Here is a 20,825-nt window from a genome sequence, read left to right on the forward strand (position 1 = left end):
TCGGGGCTGTTCCCGATGGCGCCCGGAGAAGTGGCATGAAATTCAATAATACCTGGTATAACGAGCTGAACGGTTTTTACACCGCGCAGCAACCCACGCCGCTGAAAAACGCGCGCCTGCTGTATCACAATGCCGGGCTGGCCCGGGAGCTGAAGCTGGATGAACGCCTGTTCCAGGCACAAAATGTCGGGTTGTGGAACGGTGAACGTTTACCTGAGGGTATGCAGCCGCTGGCACAGGTCTACAGCGGGCATCAGTTTGGCGTTTGGGCAGGGCAGCTGGGTGACGGACGTGGGATTTTACTTGGTGAGCAGCAGTTGCCCGACGGGCGGAAATTTGACTGGCATTTGAAGGGGGCCGGTCTTACGCCCTATTCGCGCATGGGCGATGGCCGGGCGGTATTGCGTTCTACGCTGCGCGAATTTCTTGCCGGTGAAGCCATGCACCATCTTGGCATCAAAACTTCGCGGGCGCTGACGGTCGTGACCAGCGATGAGCCGGTATACCGTGAAACGACTGAAACTGGCGCGATGCTGCTGCGCGTGGCCGAAAGCCATGTGCGGTTTGGCCACTTCGAGCACTTTTACTATCTGGGGCAGCCGGAAAAAGTCACCCAGCTGGCTGACTATGTCATTCGCCACCACTGGCCGCAGTGGGTGCAGGAGCGCGACAAATATCTGTTGTGGTTTAGCGATGTGGTGCAACGCACCGCGCGGCTGATCGCCGGCTGGCAAAGCATCGGTTTTGCTCACGGAGTAATGAATACCGACAATATGTCGATCCTCGGCCTGACGCTTGATTACGGTCCCTTTGGTTTTCTCGACGACTACCAGCCAGGTTACATCTGCAATCATTCCGACTATCAGGGGCGCTACAGCTTCGAAAATCAACCAACGATCGGCCTGTGGAACCTGAATCGCCTGGCTCATGCGTTATCGGGATTGATGAGTCCACAGCAGCTTAAACAGGCGTTGGCCGGCTATGAGCCAGAATTGATGCGGTGCTGGGGTGAAAAGATGCGTGCCAAACTTGGGCTGCTCACCCCAGGGAAAGACGACAATCACATCCTTACCGGATTGCTGTCGTTGATGACGCGGGAAAGAAGTGATTACACGCGCACATTCCGTCAGCTTAGCCAGATCCAGCAACTGCAGTCGCGATCGCCCCTGCGTGATGAGTTTATCGACCGCGACGCCTTCGACAGCTGGTACAACGTCTGGCGTCAGAGGTTGTTGAAAGAAGAATGCAGCGACGAAGAGCGCCAGCGGACAATGAAACTGGCGAATCCGGCGCTGATATTGCGTAATTACCTGGCGCAGCAGGCAATAGAACGGGCTGAACAGGATGATATCAGCGTGCTGGCGCGCCTGCATCAGGCCCTGTCGCAGCCGTATGCCGATGCGCCGGAGTTTGCCGATCTGGCGCGCCGCCCGCCGGATTGGGGGAAAAAGCTGGAAGTCAGCTGCTCCAGCTAACGAAGTAGCGCCACCTGCGGCACCCTTTCACTAAGATGTGGGTGCACCAGTACATCGGCATGATACCAGCGGGTTAACATGGCTTCGTTGATCACATCATACGGCTTACCCTGAGCCTCAAGACGCCCGTTAGCCAACAGCATAACGCGGTCGGACCACAGGGCGGCGAGATTCAGGTCGTGCAGCACACAGCAGACGCTAACGGGGTACTGCTGCGTTAACTGAGAGAGTAAACGCAATAAATTCTGCTGGTGATAGAGATCCAGTGCTGAAGTCGGCTCATCGAGGAACAGCCAGCCGCGTGGTCCATCCTGTCGCCACAGCTGGGCCAGCGCGCGAGCCAGTTGGACCCGCTGCTGTTCGCCAGCGGAAAGCTGCATATAGTCACGGTTGGCTAATTGATCACACCCCGTCAGGGCCATCACCTGCTCGACCACCGGTTTTACCGCCTGCTGCGGCCACGGTGCGCGCCCCATCGCCACCACGTCGGACACGTTAAGTGAGAACGCCATGCTGCTTTGCTGGCGCATCACCGCCCGCAGCCGGGCCAGCCGGCCGTGAGACCATTGTGCCAGCGGTTGATTATTCAGCAGGCAGTGACCGCATTGCGGCGTGAGAAACCCGCTTAACAGACGAAGCAGCGTCGACTTGCCGGCCCCGTTAGGTCCGATCAGCGACACCAGTTCACCCGGGTGCAGGCTTAGCGAAATGTTGTCTGTCAACCGGCGCTGTCCGCGGCTGTAACATAATTCACTCGCGGTGAGCAAATCAGCCATGTGAACCTCCCTGACGACGCAGAATGAGCCACAGGAAGCAGGGGCCACCGATCAGACTGGTTAACAGACCTACCGGCATTTCTGCAGGAGCCACCAGAGTACGGGCGAGGGTATCGGCCAGCAGCAGCAAAATTGCGCCTCCGAGCAGTGAAGATGGCAGCAACCAGCGATGATCGCCGCCGAGACAAAAGCGCATCAGATGTGGCACAACCAGGCCAATAAAACCAATCACTCCGCTGACCGCAACGGCAGACGCCACCAGCAAAGCGCTCAGCACCAGCAAATAACGTTGAGTACGTGCAACGTTGACCCCCAGGTAATGAGCATCTTCATCCCCGAGCTGCAGCAGGTTAAGGCGCTGTGCCAGGCGTTGTACCAGAAACATACACGGCAGGACAACAGAGGCACAGGGCAACACCGTCGGCCACTGCGCCTGACTGAGGCTGCCCATGCCCCAGAGTGAAAGCTGACGCAGCTGCTGGTCATTGCTCAGCCATGACAGCACGCCTACTGCTGCACCGCACAGGGCGTTTATTGCAATGCCTGCCAGCAGTAAACGGCTTAAACCACTTGATCTTTTGCTGCTTAACACAAAGATGACCAGCGTCACGATCAGGCTACCAAAAAATGCGGCCAGCAGCGGCAGATATAGCATCAGGGCGCCGGGTAAAGACAGGGGGATCACCACCGAGATGGCCACCGCCAGCGCGGCCCCGCTGCTGATACCCAAAAGACCGGGGTCGGCCAGAGGATTACGAAATAAGCCCTGCATCACACAACCGGATAACGCCAGTGCACCGCCGACCAGCATCGCCAACAGCACGCGCGGCAGACGGATGCTAAACCAAATTTGCCACAGGCTGCCGTCACCACCCGACTGCCATAACATCGGCAGCGACAGTTTCATCGCACCCGTGTTAGCGGCGCAGAGCGCCAGAATAAGCAGCAGGAGAAACAGCACACACAGCCAGCTCACGGAACGCGATGAATTCATGGCAGAGCTTCCGCAGCCTGGCGTAATTGACCGATCGCCGCCGGGGTATCGATACCAAAACCCATCAGCGCCATATCATCGACAATCAATAGCTGCTGTGCCTGACCGGCTGGCGTCAGCGCAATACCGGGCAGCTGCCACACATTTTCAGCTCCGCCCAGAGTGCGTATACCGTCAGCCGTGGCGACAATTAACTGCGGCGCGCTGGCGATAACCCCTTCCTGGGATAAGGGTTGATAGCGCTGAACCGCCGCCATGGCATTTTGCAATCCGGCAGCGCGGATGGCTGCATCGGCAGAAGTGCCGCTTCCTGCACCCAGCGGTGTCATTCCCTGATGCGTCACAATGAACAGCACTTTTACCGGCAGGGGAGCAGTCGATAAGCTGTTCAGCTGGCTGGCGATTTTTCTCTGGAGTACTTTGCCCGCGGCTTCACGATGCAAAGCGGTGGCAATGGTTCCGATCTTATGATTAATTGCAGCGATGTTGGGCTGTCCGGTGATCGTCACCACCTTTACGCCATTGTGTTCAAGCTGCTGTAACGCCAGCGCCGGCTTCGCCAGTTCGCTGGCGATAACCAGAGTGGGTTTCAGGGCGAGAATGCCTTCCGCATTCAGCTGGCGCATATAACCCACGTCAGGCAGTTCCTGCACTACGGCGGGATGCAGGCTGGTGCTGTCGCGCGCAACCAGATTCTGATGTGCACCAAGGGCGTAAATAATCTGGGTGACATCGCCGCCGATGCTGATGATGCGTTCTGTGGCGGTCGCGGAGAAGGTCAGCAATAAGATCTGCAAGGTGAGTAAACAGGCTTTCATACGGCAATACCGTCGGCAGTCAGGCAGGCAAGCTGTGAGCGCCATGTGGATTGCTCCGGCTGGCCTTCACTGCGCTGACCATAAAGCTGGGCGATCTGCGTGCCGTCGGCGGCAAACAGTTCGAGGCTGGTGACGATACCCTCTGCGGTGGGTTTACGCGTGATCCAGCTTTCGGCGATATGATGCTCCTGCACATGCAGAGTAAAGGCCGGATTGAAGATGTTCAGCCAGTTGTCCTTCGGCACCAGCCTGGCAATTTTTCCGGTGAAGATCTGCGTGCAGCCACGATTGCTGACAAAGATCATGATCTCGTTACCCTGCTGCTGTACGGTCTCCAGCAGATAAGAGAGCGACTGATTACCGACCTGCTGTGCCAAATCATTACTGACCGCATGAAACAGCTGCTGCCGGGAAACGTCATGTTTTTTTAGCAGACGGAAGAATTGATGCACGTCAGTCATCGCGCGCCACTCCTTTTCTGCCTGGCCTGCATCAAATTCCCCGGCAAAACGTGCCGCAACGGCGGGAGCGACGCTGAACGCAGCCCCGTCTGTGCGGCGGAATTTGTCAATTAGCTGTTGCCATGCTTCGAGGTGGGTGTGAGCGGTGGCGTAGACTTTCAGCACCGCATCGCCATACAGGTCGAAAAACTGAATACTCTGGTGCGCGCCATGCCCGGTGATTTCCCGTACATGCCAGACGCTGGCCCACTGGTTGATCAGCACGCGCAGGTCAAGAGCGCGCGGGTTAAGCACCATCCCCGCGTGTTCATTAATACGAACATGGCTGAAGACGCCCAGATGCTCATGAACGGCATACTCATTACGGGTAACGCATTTGGTTTCCCCCACGGCTTCCAGCGCGTGTAACAGTTCACGCATCTGCGGCCGTAACGGCTGTGCCTGATGTCCGACGCGGGCCGCGACCAGCTCCGCCTCCGCGATCCCCATTAATGCGGCCAGTTCACGGGCGTGCTTCTGCGGGTATTGTGCTTTAAGTTCCAGGAAGCGTTGATAGCGTGCAATCATTTTTGTAGTCCTTACAAAGAGGTAGCGGGCGGTCCATTTTTGGAATGATAATCATTATCAACAAAACCGGGCGGCGTGCAAGTAGAAATAGTGGGATAAAACAGGCACAGACGAGAAGAAAGCGGGCTGTTCGGGGGGGCAGTCCGGTCAATTAAAAACGGCTATCAACGGCAGCGGCCCGCTGCTGTAGCACTTCGGCTCAGGCAGGGATTGGCGATGGATTAAGCCTGAAACAGCGGAATGCCGGGATGAATTTTTTGTGATCCCTCCGGCAGAAAGCTGTCGATGAATATGACCGCAGTCACTCGCGGATCATCACCTGTTTGCTGCGCCACATCGGTAGCATGCTGTTTTTGGCAGCGATATCTGCCGGGTGATACTCAGGATTTTGCCATCGCCCATGATGGTCAGAAGGGTTACCGCTGGTTCGGTACCCGTCATTTGGCCACATTTATCCGGTGACGGTAACCTGTGGCTGATTCGAGCGGCACGGATGCCTTCTACCGCGATGCCTGGATTGCCATCGACGCCGTTTATCAAGCCCGGCGGGCAGGACAACGCGGAAGTCATTACCCAACGGATCAGACTTTTCGGCGGCGTTGCACAGGCCGGTGGCGTCCATGTCCGGCAGGCGCTTACGCGCCAACGCCTGTGCGTCACTGGGGCGTGAACTGTCATCATCAGCATGCGGATCTGAAATCAGTCATTTACGGCCCGTGACGGTGCGCGGTTGCTGAAAACAGGTGCGTATACTCTGGCAAGGCGCGAATGACAAGGGTAAGAGGAATGCGTGACGCTGTCACGTTATCAGCAGCGATGCGCCAGTCGGGGATCCCTGTTCTGCAATTTTGCAGCTATCACAAGGCTTTCGTCGCGCGCGATCCGCAATGCATCCGTTACTTATCACTTTCTCTCAGACTCAGTGTTCGCAACGGCAGGAACGCCGGAGGATCATGGCGCTCACCCCAAAGCGGAAGAGGATCATGTCAATTGTCAATAAGCGGGAATAAGGTTAATTCCCGCCTGGTGCTCCGGCGTTCAGTACATGCGTCGCGACAGATTCATGATATCGAGAATTTTGGTGGCAATTTCTTCCACCGAATAGTTGGTACTGTTCAGGTAGCGAATTTGATGAGTGCGAAACAACGCTTCTACTTCTCCGACTTCCATACGGCACTGACGCAGCGAGGCATAGCGGGTATTTTCAGCTCGCTCCTGACGAATGGCAGCCAGGCGCTCCGGATCTATGGTCAGGCCGAAAAGCTTATGCTGGAAAGGTTTTAAGGCCGCTGGCAGTTTAAGGTTATCCATATCATCGGCGATGAACGGATAATTAGCCGCCCGAATACCAAACTGCATCGCCAGATAGAGGCTGGTAGGCGTTTTACCGCAGCGTGACACCCCCAACAGGATCACCTGGGCATCTTCCAGGCCACGCAAAGAGATGCCGTCATCGTGAGCAAGGGTGTAGTCGATGGCGGCAATACGTGCATCGTACTTGCCAAGATTGCCTGCAGTAAGACCATGCGTACGGTTAGCAACCGGTGCCGGGTGCAATCCCAGCTCCTGCTGAAGCGGGCCGACCAGAGACTGGACGATATCCTGACAGAAGCCGTCACTCTGCAAAATGATATCGCGTATGACCGGCGTAACGATGGAGATAAACACCAGCGGACGCAAGCCGCTTTGCTGGTAAAGCGCGTCGATCTGGGCCTTCACCGCCTGAGCGCGCTGTACCGTTTCAACAAACGGCAGAGTAAAGCTCTGAATAGCAACAGGAAATTGCGACATTACGGCATGGCCAAGAACTTCAGCCGTAATGGCCGTGCCATCAGAAATATAAAAAACACTGCGTTCGGCGCTCACGTCCATTTTATCTCCGGGTGTGGTTTTCCGTTCAGACTAAGTGAAATTCCCCTCCTGAAGCAAATCGGGATCGGTCAGAAGAAAAAAATAAAAAAATCATCATAATAGAATATGAAATTTTTATTTTGGATAAATGCGGGGAGATGATAGCGTGATGGGCTCAGGCCATAATATTTGCCAATACTATGCCTTTTAACCGCCGTCATTTACAAAATCATTCTTATAAGGAATTAATACCCGGCAGTGGGGAATTACTGCGCCAATCAATAAGAAAATTCTTCAACTCTATGTTTGTAAAGGTATTTTGTAAAATGTAACTCGTCTGAGACGCGGCTATTTAAACGGACAATTCTTAAAGTTATTCTTTTTTCCAGCCAGAGCGATTCAACGCTTTATCTCCCCCTTTCATCTGTGCCAGTCTCATAAAGTCACACTGTACCCTTATATTCCTCATTACTTATTACAAGGATTGCATTAATGTCCAATAAAGGCGAAGTGCCGCTCGTGCTCTGGTATAACCAGCTAGGAATGCATGATGTCGATCGGGTGGGAGGGAAAAATGCCTCCCTGGGTGAAATGATAACTAACTTGTCATCGTTGGGCGTCTCGGTACCCAATGGTTTTGCGACAACATCAGCAGCTTTCAACCTGTTTCTCGATCAAAGCGGCGTCAATCAGCGTATCTATGAGCTGCTGGATAAGACCAATATTGATGATGTTGATGAGCTGGCAAAAGCGGGTAAACAGATACGCCAATGGATAATTGATACGCCGTTCCAGCCCGAGCTGGAACAGGCAATCCACTCGGCATACAACCAGCTGTCTGCTGATGATGCCGAGGCCTCGTTTGCCGTGCGTTCTTCTGCCACGGCAGAGGATATGCCAGATGCCTCATTTGCCGGTCAGCAGGAAACCTTCCTCAATGTGCAGGGCTATGATGCGGTGCTGGTCGCGGTAAAACACGTTTTTGCTTCCCTGTTTAACGATCGGGCTATCTCTTATCGGGTGCATCAAGGCTACGATCACCGTGGCGTGGCGCTTTCGGCAGGCATACAGCGCATGGTGCGTTCAGACCTCGCTGCTTCCGGCGTTATGTTTACCATTGATACCGAATCTGGCTTTGATCAGGTGGTGTTTATCACCGCCGCACACGGTCTTGGCGAAATGGTGGTGCAGGGGGCGGTAAACCCGGATGAGTTCTACGTGCATAAACCGACGCTGGCTGGCGGGCGACCCGCCATTGTACGCCGCACGATGGGGTCGAAGAAGATCCGTATGGTTTACGCCGATTCGCAGCAACACGGCGAGCAGGTAAGAATTGAAGATGTCCCGCAAGCCGACCGCGATCGCTTCTGCCTGAGTGATAAAGAGGTCGAAGCGCTGGCTTTGCAGGCGGTGCAGATTGAAAAGCATTATCAGCGCCCGATGGATATTGAATGGGCGAAAGATGGCCATACCGGCAAGCTGTTTATCGTTCAGGCGCGCCCGGAAACGGTGCGCTCCAACGGTCAGGTGATGGAGCGCTATACGCTGCAGGCTAAGGGCAAAGTGGCGGTAGAAGGTCGTGCTATCGGCCATCGCATCGGTGCCGGTGAGGTGAAGGTCATCCACGATATCAGCGAAATGAACCGCATCGAAAAAGGTGACGTGCTGGTGACGGATATGACGGATCCGGACTGGGAACCGATCATGAAGAAGGCCGCGGCGATAGTCACCAATCGCGGCGGACGCACCTGCCATGCTGCCATCATCGCCCGTGAACTGGGCATTCCCGCGGTTGTTGGCTGCGGCAATGCAACGGAAATATTGCGCGATGGCCATAAAGTCACCGTTTCCTGTGCGGAGGGGGATACGGGCTATGTCTATCAGGATCTTCTCGACTTCGAGGTTAAAAGCTCGCAGGTAGATGAAATGCCGGCTCTGCCGCTGAAAATCATGATGAACGTTGGCAACCCGGACCGCGCGTTTGATTTTGCCTGTCTGCCAAATGAAGGTGTCGGGCTGGCCCGTCTGGAATTTATCATCAACCGCATGATCGGCGTTCACCCGAAAGCGCTGCTGGAGTTCGATCAGCAAACCCCGGAGCTACAACAGCAGATCCGTGACATGATGAAAGGCTTTGACGATCCGCTGGAGTTCTATATTGGTCGCCTGACCGAAGGGATCGCGACCCTTGGCGCTGCCTTTGCGCCGAAGCGGGTGATTGTGCGCTTGTCAGACTTCAAAACAAACGAATATGCCAACCTTGTGGGCGGCGAACGCTACGAACCGGAGGAAGAAAACCCGATGCTGGGCTTCCGTGGCGCTGGCCGTTATGTCGCTGACAGCTTCCGTGACTGCTTTGCCCTGGAGTGTGCGGCGGTGAAACGCGTGCGCAATGAAATGGGGTTGACCAACGTCGAAATCATGGTGCCGTTCGTGCGTACCGTGGCACAGGCACAGGCGGTGGTTGAAGAGCTGGAACGGCAGGGACTGAAGCGCGGTGAGAACGGACTGAAGATTATTATGATGTGTGAGATCCCCTCAAATGCGCTGCTGGCGGATCAGTTCCTGCAATTCTTTGATGGCTTCTCGATTGGCTCCAACGATATGACGCAGCTGGCGTTGGGGCTGGATCGTGACTCCGGCGTGGTTTCAGAACTGTTTGACGAGCGCAACGATGCGGTCAAAGCATTACTGTCAATGGCAATCCGCGCGGCTAAAAAGCAGGGCAAATATGTCGGTATCTGTGGTCAGGGGCCATCGGATCATCAGGATTTCGCCGCATGGCTGATGGCCGAGGGTATTGATAGCCTGTCGCTGAATCCGGATACGGTGGTGCAAACCTGGCTTAGCCTTGCTGAACTGAAATAAGACAATGTATTAAGGGGCCGCCTGTCTGGCAGGCGGCTCTGAATGCCCGGGACGATCGGTTCACCGATCGTCCTTTTTTAAGGGCAAAAAAAAGCCCATCACAGGGGATGGGCAAAGACTACACACAGCAATTCTTTAGTTAACTCAGGGGGGTAAGTCTGTTAATTCAAAATCAGTGGGAAGATTTCAAATCCTGTAACCATAGTATGAAAAGGTGTTTTTGGAGTCATTAGGAATCATCTCATTAATTATAAACAATAATGTTTTGGCGCGCAGGATCCGCTCGCTACCGGCACGATTGAGTAAAAAAGAGCCAATTTAACCCATCAGACAAACAAAAATGGCGCAACAGGCGATAAACAGAGGTCAGCTGTTAACCAGGTCGCGCAATTTTGCTTAAGAAAATATTCTGCTTGCTAATGATTTCGGCCAGCGGGGCTGGCCGAAAAAAAGGGGGGGGGTTATACTTTCAGCTGGTGGGAATCAGCATCGAACTCTGCCAGCTCCTCGACCACATCCAGCGGGTTTTCATGTGGGGCAGGGGTTTCGTGCACCCACACGGAAACAAGCCGGTAGGATATTGCCAGCACCACCGGGCCGATAAACAACCCGATCATGCCAAAGGCGACCAGCCCGCCGATAACGCCGGAGAGGATCAAAATCATCGGCAGGTCTGCACCCATGCGGATCAGCATCGGACGCAGCACGTTGTCCAACGTGCCCACCACGCAGCTCCAGATAAGCAGAACCGTACCCCAGGTGGTATCACCGCTCCAGTAAAGCCAGATTATTGCCGGAACCAATACAATCAGCGGCCCCAGCTGCACCAGGCATGACAGGATCATCAGCACGGTAAGGATGGTCGCAAACGGGATGCCGGAAATAGCCAGTCCGATGCCGCCAAGCACTCCCTGAACTAACGCGGTGACCACTACCCCAAGGGCCACGGCACGGATGGCTTGTGCAGCCAGCAATACCGCGGCATCACCACGGCGGGATGCCAGACGGAACGCGAAATGTCGGATCCCCTGGCCCACCTGTTCGCCGCGCCAGTAGAGCAGCACGCTGAACAGCAGCATCAAACCCAGGTGCATCATAAAACGACCAAAATGCCCGGCCTGAGCAAAAAAGAAACCGGTAGTGCGGCCAATATAGGGCTGAACCTGGGCAAGCAGCGCCGACCCACCGCCGGCGAACAGATTGTGGTAAGCCGAATAGAGTTTTCTGCCCACCAGCGGGGTGCTCCTCAGCCAGTGTAAATCGGGCATTTGCAGATGCCCGGAACCAAGCCACGCGATCATTGGCGCACTGTTTTCAATCAAACTGTTGACCAGAAGAGCGACAGGAATGATAAAAACTAAAATCAGCAGCAGCGTCATGGTAATGACCGCCAGTGCGCGTCGCCCCCACAGCAGGCGCTGAATTTTAATCATCAGTGGCCAGGTGGCAATCACGACCATGCTGGCCCAGGCAAACCCCAGGATAAAAGGCTGAACTATCCAGAAACACGCGACGATCGTAAGGCTGATAAACAGCAGTGAAAACACGATCTGTGCTAAGTCCCAACTTTTTTGCGCGTTCTTCATCGATTAACAATGACCTCAAGTAAGATGCGATTTCTCTTGCAAAATCAGCGCTCGCGCATCGCTTACGCTGAAACTGGCGGGTAAATCATCATATGAAATACCTTCGCGCGTCAGAAACGACAGATTAGGCTTTTACTGCATTATTTGAAATAACGGCAGGGGATAAAAAAATGTGATAAAACGAACCACTGCGCATTTTAGCAACGCAATCGATTCTCACAACTTTGGTCTTGCGATAATGATCCCACAGATTTCACAGGCACCTGGCCTGGCGCCACAGGTGTTGAATTTTTTGGCTGCGTTAAAACAGCAAGGTTTCAGCGGCGACATGACGACCCGTTACGCCGACCGCCTGACGATGTCCACCGACAACAGCATTTACCAGTTACTGCCCGATGCGGTTATTTTCCCACGTTCCACGAACGATGTAGCCATCATCGCTAGCCTGGCGGCAGATGGTCGCTTCGCTTCGCTGGCATTTACCCCACGTGGCGGCGGTACCGGTACTAACGGCCAGGCGCTTAATCAGGGCATTGTGGTGGATATGTCGCGCTATATGACCGGCATTCTGGACATCAATGTGGCTGAAGGATGGGTAAAAGTTGAGGCAGGCGTGGTCAAAGACCAGCTGAATGCCTGGCTGAAACCCTATGGTTATTTCTTTTCTCCCGAGCTGTCGACCAGCAATCGCGCTACGCTTGGCGGCATGATCAATACCGATGCCTCCGGACAGGGGTCGCTGGTATACGGTAAAACTTCCGACCATGTGCTGGGGTTAAAGGCGGTGTTGCTCGGGGGGGACATCCTTGATACGTGCGCCATCCCGATCGGCCAGGCTGAAGAAAAAGCGCAAAAGGCCGGCAGAGAAGGTGAAATCTATCGCGTGGTGTTGGAGCGCTGCCGCCAACAGCGTCAGCTGATTATCAACAAATTCCCCAGTCTCAACCGTTTCCTGACCGGCTACGATCTGCGCCATGTGCTAAGTGATGACCTCGAAGTCGTCGACCTGACGCGCATCCTGTGCGGGGCCGAGGGGACGCTGGCCTTTATCACCGAAGCTAAACTTGATATCACTCCGCTACCGGCAGTACGTCGACTGATTAACATTAAATACGATTCCTTTGACTCGGCACTGCGTAATGCCCCGTTGATGGTAGAGGCCAAAGCCCTGTCGGTAGAGACTGTCGACTCAAAGGTGCTGAATCTGGCGCGTGAAGATATCGTCTGGCATTCGGTGAGCGAACTGATTACCGACGTTGCGGATAAAGAGATGTTGGGCCTGAACATGGTCGAATTTGCCGGTAACGACCGGGCACTGATCGACAGTCAGGTAGAATCACTGTGCCAGCGGCTTGACATGTTGATAGCGCGGCAGGAGGGCGGAGTGATTGGCTACCAGCTGTGCGACGATGTTTCCGGCATCGAGCGCATCTACGGTATGCGCAAAAAAGCCGTCGGGCTGCTGGGTAATGCAAAAGGTAGCGCTAAGCCAATCCCCTTTGTAGAAGATACCTGTGTGCCACCGCACCATCTTGCTGACTATATTGCTGATTTCCGCGCCCTGCTCGATGGTCACAATCTGAGTTACGGTATGTTTGGCCATGTTGATGCCGGGGTATTGCACGTCCGTCCGGCGTTAGATATGTGCGACCCGCAGCAGGAGCAGCTGATGAAGCAAATTTCCGATGAGGTGGTAGAACTGACTGCGCGCTACGGCGGGCTGCTGTGGGGGGAGCATGGCAAAGGTTTTCGCGCCGAGTACAGCCCCTCTTTCTTCGGTGAGGAGCTATATAACGAACTAAGGCGCATCAAAACCGCTTTCGATCCGCACAACCGCCTGAATCCCGGAAAAATTTGTACCCCGCTTGGCGTCGACGATCCCATGCTAACAGTTGATGCCACTAAACGCGGTAGTTACGATCGTCAGATACCGATCAACGTGCGTGGCGCATGGCGCGGTGCGATGGAGTGCAACGGTAACGGCTTGTGCTTTAATTTTGATGTGAAAAGCCCGATGTGCCCGTCGATGAAAATCACCCGCAACCGCATGCATTCGCCTAAAGGGCGCGCTACGTTAACGCGTGAATGGCTGCGATTGCTGGCGGAGCAGGGGGTTGATCCACTGCTGCTGGAAAAGCAGCTACCCGTCAAAGGCGTCAGCCTGCGCGGAATGATTATGCGCACACGCCACAGCTGGCAGGCGAAGCGCGGAGAATATGATTTCTCCCATGAGGTAAAAGAGGCGATGTCAGGCTGCCTGGCATGTAAGGCCTGTTCCACGCAGTGCCCGATAAAAATTGACGTCCCCGGTTTTCGTTCACGTTTTTTACAGCTGTACCATACGCGCTATCTGCGGCCCGCCGGTGATTATCTGGTGGCAACGGTAGAAAGCTACGCGCCGCTGATGGCCAGGGCACCACGGACCTTTAATTTTTTTCTGCGTCAGCCGTGGGTGAAATCGTTGAGCCAGCGCCATATTGGCATGGTCGATTTGCCACAGCTGTCGTCGCCGTCCCTGAAGCAGCAGTTGGCGGGACACCGTGCACTCACTACCACGCTTGAAATGCTTGAGCAGATGAACAGCGCACAGCGCGCCAGCTGTGTGCTGGTGGTACAGGATCCATTCACCAGCTATTACGAGGCGCAGCTGGTAAACGATTTTGTGCAACTGATCGACAAGCTTGGCTACACCGCGGTGTTGCTGCCGTTCTCGCCAAACGGTAAAGCGCAACATATCAAAGGTTTTTTGCAGAAGTTTGCGCGTACAGCACAAAAAACCGCGGATTTCCTTAATCGTGTGGCGCAGCTGAAGATGCCGCTGGTGGGAGTCGATCCTGCACTGGTGCTGTGCTATCGCGACGAATATAACCAGGTGCTTGGCGATAAACGCGGCGATTTCCACGTTCAGCTGGTTCAGGAATGGCTGCAAAGTGCGCTGGCGGAGCAGCAGAGTCGGCCGCAGCGTGGAGAACCCTGGTATCTGTTTGGCCACTGTACGGAAGCGACCGCGCTGCCGGGGGCGGTCAAACAGTGGGAAACCATTTTTGCCCGCTTCGGTGCCAGGCTGGAAAATGTGAGCGTAGGATGCTGTGGCATGGCCGGTACCTACGGGCACGAAACGAAAAACCTGGAAAATTCGCTGGGGATCTATCAGCTTTCCTGGCAACAGGCTTTGCAAAAACTGCCGCTGCAGCGCTGTCTGGCGACGGGCTATTCCTGTCGCAGCCAGGTCAAGCGAGTGGAAGGGAGCCCATTACGCCACCCTCTTCAGGCATTACTGCAGCTCATCTGAAGGTTGTTTGCCAGAAAAGGGGAGATGGCATCAACTTCTGCCAGATAGCTGCCGCGCTCTGGTGCGCAAGCTTATTACTGCTTGTCAGCGTCAGCAACGGCGCAGAATTAACCCATAACCCCGTTCATTTCGGGGTTTTTCCCGGCAAGAGCACGGGGTATAATGTATCAGGATCAGATAATCCGTGATGTGTGCTGAACAAATTCACTTAGCAGCACGGTAGCCTTGTTCCACTCGCCGTCCAGCATCAGTTTATGACATAAACGGCTCAATGAGTGGCGTGCCAGCTGCCATGCCTGCATCCGAAACAGCCGCTCTCGAGATGTGTTGCTTAGCTCGACAACCAGCCGTTGATGAAGTTTACCCAATGCGTGCAGATAACTCCTGTCATCACCGTTTAGCTGGCAAAGTTCGGCCATATCCAGGCAGGTATGATTGAACTTGCGCAGCTGTTCAATTGTGCAGCCCGGGCGGTCTAATTTTGCCTGGGCCCTGTAAAAGTCTGCGGTGATATCACGTATGGTAAAGGTGTATTCGTCAATCTTGTGTTGCAGCCACGCGCTCATTGACACATTCATCGCTGGTTCCGGTTATGCTAATGATAATCATTATCATATTATAAATGCGACATTATTCAATCTCAGATAGCGTAATATTCATCGATAAATGTCGCCTGTTGTAAAAATCGTTGAGAATGATAACCAGAGCGGCAGAAAAGGGTAGAATAAATAGTAATCAGCCCTGAATAAGGCTAACAAAATAGAAACATCTTGTTTTCAACCGCTTATCTTTTGAGAGGTGTGTCCTGTCAGGTAAAGAGCAATCTGTTTTATTCGGGCTATGCATCAAAAATGCGCCTGTGAAAACAATATTGGTCTTAACCCCTGCAAAACAAGAGGTTGAAGTGATACAGGTTATCACTAACATAGGGGTACTGGCCCAACGGGCTATAGATAGTGAGGTCTATAATGCAATCATCAAATCCTGCCACTTTTTCTCCAGACGATTTTATCTGGAAAGGACTGACGCTAACCGACAGCGCAGCCAAACAAATCATTAACCTGGCCGCCGGGGACCCTGATATCAAGGGCCTCAAGCTGGGTGTGAAAACCTCCGGCTGTGCCGGCTTCGGCTACACCATGGACATGGTAAAAGAGTCAGCGGCAGATGATTTGGTGTTCAGTCACAATGGCGCGGCCTTATTCGTGCCCCTGCAGGCGATGCCCTATATTGACGGCACGGAAGTTGATTACGTGCGCGAAGGCCTGAACCAGATTTTCAAATTTAATAACCCCAAAGCTCAACACGCCTGCGGCTGTGGTGAAAGCTTTGGCGTTGAGTAAACCCTATGTCTCGTAATACTGACGCATCTGACGATGTACAGGTTTGGGAAGGCAGCCATCAGAAATACAAAGAAGGCTTCTTTACCCAACTGCAAACCGAAGAGTTCGAACACGGCATCAACGAAGATGTGGTGCGCGCTATCTCGGCCAAACGTAATGAACCTGAGTGGATGCTGGAATTCCGCTTGAAGGCGTTTGCTGCATGGCTGGAAATGGAAGAACCCCACTGGTTAAAAGCGAATTATAAACAGCTGGATTATCAGGATTACAGTTACTACTCTGCGCCATCCTGTGGCAGTTGCGACGACAGCTGCGCTTCGGAACCCGGTGCCACACAGGCCTCGGGCGGCAGCGCGCCTGACTATCTGACCCGGGAAGTTGAAGAGGCCTTCAAACAGCTGGGTGTACCGGTGCGGGAAGGGCAGGAAGTGGCGGTTGACGCCATTTTTGACTCGGTATCCGTGTCGACAACCTACCGCGACAAGCTGGCAAAAGAGGGGATCATCTTCTGCTCCTTCGGCGAGGCAATCCACGAATACCCGGAGCTGGTCAAACAGTATCTGGGTACAGTGGTACCGGCTAATGACAACTTTTTCGCTGCGCTCAACTCTGCTGTGGCCTCCGATGGGACTTTCGTCTATATCCCTAAAGGCGTGCGTTGCCCGATGGAACTGTCGACCTATTTCCGTATCAATGCGGCAAAGACCGGCCAGTTCGAGCGTACCATCCTGATTGCCGATGAAGGCAGTTACGTCAGCTACATTGAGGGCTGCTCTGCCCCTGTTCGTGACACCTATCAGCTGCACGCAGCGGTGGTCGAAGTGATCATCCATAAGAACGCTGAAGTGAAATATTCCACGGTGCAAAACTGGTTCTCCGGTGGCGACTCAGAAGGCGGCATCCTTAATTTCGTGACTAAGCGTGCGCTTTGCGAAGGTGAAAACAGCAAAATGTCCTGGACGCAGTCAGAAACCGGTTCAGCCATCACCTGGAAGTACCCAAGCGTTATTCTGCGCGGTGATAACTCTATCGGCGAATTTTTCTCAGTGGCGCTCACCAGCGGTCGTCAACAGGCCGACACGGGCACCAAGATGATCCATATTGGCAAAAATACCAAATCAACCATTATCTCGAAGGGTATTTCGGCGGGCAAAAGCCAGAATACCTATCGTGGGTTGGTGAAGATCATGCCCACTGCCACCAATGCACGCAATTTCACTCAGTGTGACTCGATGCTGATTGGTGCCGAATGCGGCGCGCATACCTTCCCGTATGTCGAGGTGCGCAATCACACCGCCCAGCTGGAGCACGAGGCGACCACATCGCGTATTGGTGAAGATCAGCTTTTCTACTGCCTGCAGCGCGGGATCAGTGAAGATGATGCTATTTCGATGATTGTCAACGGCTTCTGCAAGGATGTTTTCTCGGAACTGCCGCTGGAATTCGCGGTGGAAGCACAGAAGCTGCTGGCCATCAGTCTGGAACATAGCGTGGGCTAAGCCCCGCGCACAAGAACTGTTTACAGTGCCGCAAGGCGCTGCGAAGGAAACCCTATGTTAAGCATCAAGGATTTACAGGTAAGCGTTGAAGATAAAGCGATCCTGAGTGGTTTGAATCTTGAAATCAAACCGGGTGAAGTACACGCCATTATGGGCCCGAACGGCTCCGGGAAAAGTACGCTTTCCGCGACGCTGGCAGGGCGCGAGGATTACGAAGTCACAGGCGGATCTGTCCAGTTTAAAGGCAAAGATCTGCTGGAACTGGCCCCGGAAGAGCGTGCCGGCGAAGGCATCTTCATGGCTTTCCAATATCCGGTGGAGATCCCAGGCGTCAGTAACCAGTTCTTCCTGCAAACGTCGGTCAACGCGGTGCGTAAATACCGTGAGCAGGAAGCGCTGGACCGCTTTGATTTCAAGGATTTCATCGAAGAAAAAATCCACCTGCTTAAAATGCCTGAAGATTTGTTAACCCGTTCTGTCAACGTCGGCTTCTCGGGTGGCGAGAAAAAGCGTAATGATATTCTGCAAATGGCGGCCCTTGAGCCGGATCTGTGCATTCTGGATGAAACTGACTCCGGGCTGGATATTGATGCGCTGAAGATTGTCTCTCATGGCGTTAACAGCCTGCGAGACGGCAAACGTTCATTCATCATCGTTACTCACTATCAGCGTATACTTGACTATATCAAACCGGATTTTGTCCATGTCCTCTATCAGGGCAAAATCGTCAAATCGGGTGATTTCTCGCTGGTGAAACAGTTGGAGGAGCAAGGCTATGGCTGGCTTACCGACCAGGAGTGATAGTGCCCTGCAACAGTGGCACCACCTGTTTGAAACGCGCGGTGAATGCCGTTCAATACAGGCACAGCAACACTGGCAACAGCTGCTGCGCACAGGCCTGCCGACGCGTAAACAGGAAGACTGGAAATATACTCCACTTGACCAACTGCTGAATAACCAGTTCGTTATGCCTGAGCCAGCCGCGCTGGATGCAGAGGCGATTAAAGCGCTGGCATTACCCATCGATGCGGTGCGCCTGGTATTTATTGACGGGCGTTTCTCGCCTGAATTGAGCGACAGCGAGCACGATCTGTTTACCATTCGGATAGCCCAGTCAGCAGAGCGTCGTGAACTGAGCGAGCCGGTACATCCGGAAGTCTTCCTGCATTTGACTGAAAGTCTGGCAGAGCAGGTAACGTTCATGCAGCTGGCTCGTGGCAAAGCGGCAGCACGGCCTCTCTATTTACTGCATATCAGTAGCGGCAGCACCGCCGGAGAGCTGAACACCTCACACTACCGTCATCATTTGCAGCTGGACGAAGCAGCTGAAGCCACGGTGATTGAGCACTACCTCAGCCTGGATGCGGCACCCCATTTCACCGGTGCGCGATTTACCGCCGAAGTGGGCAATAATGCTGCGCTGACCCATTACAATCTGGCATTTGAAGATCGCTCCAGTTACCACTTGTCTCATAACGACCTGACGCTGGGGCGTGATACACGTGTGCAGAGTCACAGCTTTCTGCTGGGCGCCGGTTTGACTCGTCACCACACCAGCACCCGGTTGGATGGTGAAGGTTCATTCCTGGCGATAAACAGCCTGATGCTGCCAATGGACAAAGAAGTTTGCGACAGCCGCACCTGGCTGGAACATAACAAAGGATATTGTCAGAGTCGCCAGCTGCATAAAACCATCGTACGCGACCGCGCCCGCGCGGTGTTCAACGGCATCATTAAAGTGGCAAAGCACGCGTTGAAGACCGACGGCCAGATGAACAATAACAACCTGTTACTGGGTCGTCTTGCCGAGGTGGATACCAAACCACAGCTGGAAATCTATGCGGATGACGTGAAGTGCGGTCACGGGGCGACGATCGGCCGTATCGACGAAGAGCAAATGTTCTATCTGCGCTCGCGCGGCATTGATGAAGCCGCTGCACAGCGCATGATTATTTATGCGTTTGCTGCTGAATTAACCGAAGCTATTACTGATGAAACGCTAAAAGAAGCCGTGATGCAGCGCATTGCGCAGCGTTTCCCGGGAGGCCTGCAATGAATTTTGACCTGGCTCGCGTGCGCGCGGAGTTTCCGCTGCTGGCGCGTGAGGTCAACGGACAGCCGCTGGCCTACCTTGACAGTGCCGCCAGTGCGCAAAAACCGCAGGCAGTGATTGATGCAGAGAGCTGTTTCTACCAACACGGCTATGCCGCCGTGCACCGCGGTATTCATACCCTGAGCGCAGAAGCGACGACCAGCATGGAGAACGTTCGCGTTCAGGCCGCCGCATTCCTGAATGCAGCCAGCGCGGAAGAGATCGTGTTTGTCAAAGGGGCAACGGAAGCGATTAATCTGGTAGCCAACAGTTGGGGCGGCAGTCAGCTTCAACCCGGTGACAACATCATCATTACGCAGATGGAGCACCACGCTAACATTGTTCCCTGGCAGATGGTTGCGCAGCGCACCGGCGCCGAGGTGCGGTTTATTCCGCTTACGGCGCAAGGAGAGCTGGACATCACACAGCTGCCCGCATTGATCGATAGCCGCACCCGCCTGCTGGCGGTGACCCATGTTTCGAATGTACTGGGCACGGAGAATCCGGTTAAGGCGTTGGTTGCGCAGGCGAAAGCTGCGGGAGTGGTGACACTCATTGATGGTGCTCAGGCGGTGATGCACCAGCCCGTGGACGTCCGTGAACTGGACTGCGATTTTTATGTTTTCTCCGGACATAAAATTTACGGTCCGACCGGCATCGGGATCCTTTACGGCCGCAAGGCACTGCTCGAGCAGATGCCGCCGTGGGAAGGTGGCGGCTCAATGATTGCCACCGTCAGTCTGACCAGCGGCACCACATACGCTGCCGCGCCGTGGCGTTTTGAAGCCGGCTCGCCGAATGTTGCTGGCATTATCGGTTTAGGCGCTGCGCTGAAGTGGATTGGTGAGCTGGGGCTGGATGTTATTAGCCAGCACGAACAGCAGCTGATGCGCTACGCGCTGGAAAATCTGGCAACGGTGCCCGATATCATCATTTATGGTCCATCACAGCGTAGCGGGGTTGTCGCTTTTAATCTCGGTAAACACCATGCGTTTGACGTAGGGAGTTTCCTTGACCAGTACGGTATTGCTATTCGTACCGGACATCACTGTGCGATGCCGCTAATGCACTATTACCAGGTGCCAGCCATGTGTCGGGCCTCTTTTGTGCTGTACAACAGTGAAGAAGAAGTTGACCGCCTGGTCGCGGGTTTAACCCGTATTCACCGTTTGCTTGGCTGATCGCCCGGCAGGCGACAGCCAT

At 54.2% G+C, this 20,825-nt stretch carries 16 protein-coding genes and 1 other RNA gene; 9 read left to right on the forward strand and 8 right to left on the reverse strand.

All coding sequences use genetic code 11. From position 1 onward, the window contains the following. Positions 1-35 precede the first annotated feature (35 nt). Complete coding sequence (locus JGC47_RS08065) at positions 36-1,475, forward strand: protein adenylyltransferase SelO (RefSeq protein ID WP_004157390.1); 1,440 nt, start codon at positions 36-38, stop codon at positions 1,473-1,475. On the opposite strand, the gene JGC47_RS08070 is transcribed toward JGC47_RS08065, so the two are convergent. The 4 genes from JGC47_RS08070 to JGC47_RS08085 are packed head-to-tail and all read right to left on the reverse strand — an operon-like array spanning position 1,472 to position 5,091. After that, complete coding sequence (locus JGC47_RS08070; RefSeq protein WP_004157392.1) at positions 1,472-2,251, reverse strand: heme ABC transporter ATP-binding protein; 780 nt, start codon at positions 2,249-2,251, stop codon at positions 1,472-1,474. The genes JGC47_RS08065 and JGC47_RS08070 overlap by 4 nt on opposite strands. Beyond that, positions 2,244-3,245: a FecCD family ABC transporter permease gene (locus JGC47_RS08075; RefSeq protein ID WP_004157393.1), complete on the reverse strand. Its 1,002-nt coding sequence runs from the start codon at positions 3,243-3,245 to the stop codon at positions 2,244-2,246. The genes JGC47_RS08070 and JGC47_RS08075 overlap by 8 nt, the downstream gene beginning before the upstream one ends. Then, positions 3,242-4,108 (reverse strand): heme/hemin ABC transporter substrate-binding protein, encoded by an 867-nt coding sequence (locus JGC47_RS08080; protein ID WP_004157394.1) that lies wholly within the window; start codon positions 4,106-4,108, stop codon positions 3,242-3,244. The genes JGC47_RS08075 and JGC47_RS08080 overlap by 4 nt, the downstream gene beginning before the upstream one ends. Beyond that, positions 4,060-5,091: a hemin-degrading factor gene (locus JGC47_RS08085; RefSeq protein WP_004157395.1), complete on the reverse strand. Its 1,032-nt coding sequence runs from the start codon at positions 5,089-5,091 to the stop codon at positions 4,060-4,062. The genes JGC47_RS08080 and JGC47_RS08085 overlap by 49 nt, the downstream gene beginning before the upstream one ends. A gap of 400 nt (positions 5,092-5,491) precedes the next feature. On the opposite strand from JGC47_RS08085, the gene JGC47_RS08090 reads away from it, so the two are divergent. After that, positions 5,492-5,761, forward strand: coding sequence for a hypothetical protein (locus JGC47_RS08090; RefSeq protein ID WP_033477586.1), 270 nt, complete (start codon positions 5,492-5,494; stop codon positions 5,759-5,761). A 368-nt stretch (positions 5,762-6,129) separates the two neighbouring features. Here JGC47_RS08090 and ppsR read toward each other — a convergent pair whose 3' ends face one another. Then, positions 6,130-6,963: a posphoenolpyruvate synthetase regulatory kinase/phosphorylase PpsR gene (gene ppsR, locus JGC47_RS08095; RefSeq protein WP_004157397.1), complete on the reverse strand. Its 834-nt coding sequence runs from the start codon at positions 6,961-6,963 to the stop codon at positions 6,130-6,132. 471 nt (positions 6,964-7,434) lie between these two features. Between ppsR and ppsA the strand changes: the two genes are divergently transcribed. Further along, positions 7,435-9,810 carry a phosphoenolpyruvate synthase gene (ppsA, locus tag JGC47_RS08100; RefSeq protein WP_004157400.1) on the forward strand — a complete coding sequence of 792 codons (2,376 nt, stop codon included), beginning with the start codon at positions 7,435-7,437 and terminating at the stop codon, positions 9,808-9,810. A gap of 83 nt (positions 9,811-9,893) precedes the next feature. Here the strand turns inward: ppsA and rprA are convergent. Together rprA and ydiK are read right to left on the reverse strand one after the other, a co-directional pair. Then, positions 9,894-10,007: antisense sRNA RprA (rprA, locus tag JGC47_RS08105), an RNA gene on the reverse strand. Between the two features lie 264 nt (positions 10,008-10,271). Continuing rightward, positions 10,272-11,396, reverse strand: a complete 1,125-nt coding sequence (gene ydiK / locus JGC47_RS08110; RefSeq protein ID WP_004157401.1) for an AI-2E family transporter YdiK — start codon at positions 11,394-11,396, stop codon at positions 10,272-10,274. A 172-nt stretch (positions 11,397-11,568) separates the two neighbouring features. On the opposite strand from ydiK, the gene ydiJ reads away from it, so the two are divergent. Beyond that, a complete protein-coding gene (gene ydiJ, locus JGC47_RS08115) occupies positions 11,569-14,688 on the forward strand; it encodes a D-2-hydroxyglutarate dehydrogenase YdiJ (protein WP_004157403.1) in 3,120 nt (1,039 codons plus the stop codon). A gap of 173 nt (positions 14,689-14,861) precedes the next feature. Here ydiJ and JGC47_RS08120 read toward each other — a convergent pair whose 3' ends face one another. Beyond that, entirely contained in the window at positions 14,862-15,266 is a 405-nt protein-coding gene (locus JGC47_RS08120) for a hypothetical protein (protein ID WP_004157404.1), read from the reverse strand. Between the two features lie 390 nt (positions 15,267-15,656). Here JGC47_RS08120 and sufA point away from each other — a divergent pair, with 390 nt between their 5' ends. Genes sufA through sufS form a run of 5 tightly spaced genes read left to right on the forward strand, consistent with a single transcriptional unit; the run spans position 15,657 to position 20,803 of the window. After that, complete coding sequence (gene sufA, locus JGC47_RS08125) at positions 15,657-16,031, forward strand: Fe-S cluster assembly scaffold SufA (RefSeq protein WP_004157405.1); 375 nt, start codon at positions 15,657-15,659, stop codon at positions 16,029-16,031. 5 nt (positions 16,032-16,036) lie between these two features. Then, the gene (sufB, locus tag JGC47_RS08130; RefSeq protein ID WP_004157406.1) at positions 16,037-17,530 is read left to right on the forward strand and encodes a Fe-S cluster assembly protein SufB; all 1,494 of its coding nucleotides are present in this window, start codon (positions 16,037-16,039) and stop codon (positions 17,528-17,530) included. A gap of 54 nt (positions 17,531-17,584) precedes the next feature. Continuing rightward, on the forward strand, positions 17,585-18,331 hold the full coding sequence (sufC, locus tag JGC47_RS08135; RefSeq protein WP_004157407.1) for a Fe-S cluster assembly ATPase SufC: 747 nt from the start codon (positions 17,585-17,587) through the stop codon (positions 18,329-18,331). Continuing rightward, positions 18,306-19,586 carry a Fe-S cluster assembly protein SufD gene (gene sufD, locus JGC47_RS08140; protein ID WP_004157408.1) on the forward strand — a complete coding sequence of 427 codons (1,281 nt, stop codon included), beginning with the start codon at positions 18,306-18,308 and terminating at the stop codon, positions 19,584-19,586. The genes sufC and sufD overlap by 26 nt, the downstream gene beginning before the upstream one ends. Continuing rightward, the gene (sufS, locus tag JGC47_RS08145) at positions 19,583-20,803 is read left to right on the forward strand and encodes a cysteine desulfurase SufS (protein ID WP_004157409.1); all 1,221 of its coding nucleotides are present in this window, start codon (positions 19,583-19,585) and stop codon (positions 20,801-20,803) included. Before sufD ends, sufS begins: the two co-directional genes overlap by 4 nt. The last annotated feature ends 22 nt before the right edge of the window (positions 20,804-20,825 follow it).

The sequence above is a fragment of the Erwinia amylovora genome (assembly GCF_017161565.1).
GTDB lineage: Bacteria > Pseudomonadota > Gammaproteobacteria > Enterobacterales > Enterobacteriaceae > Erwinia > Erwinia amylovora.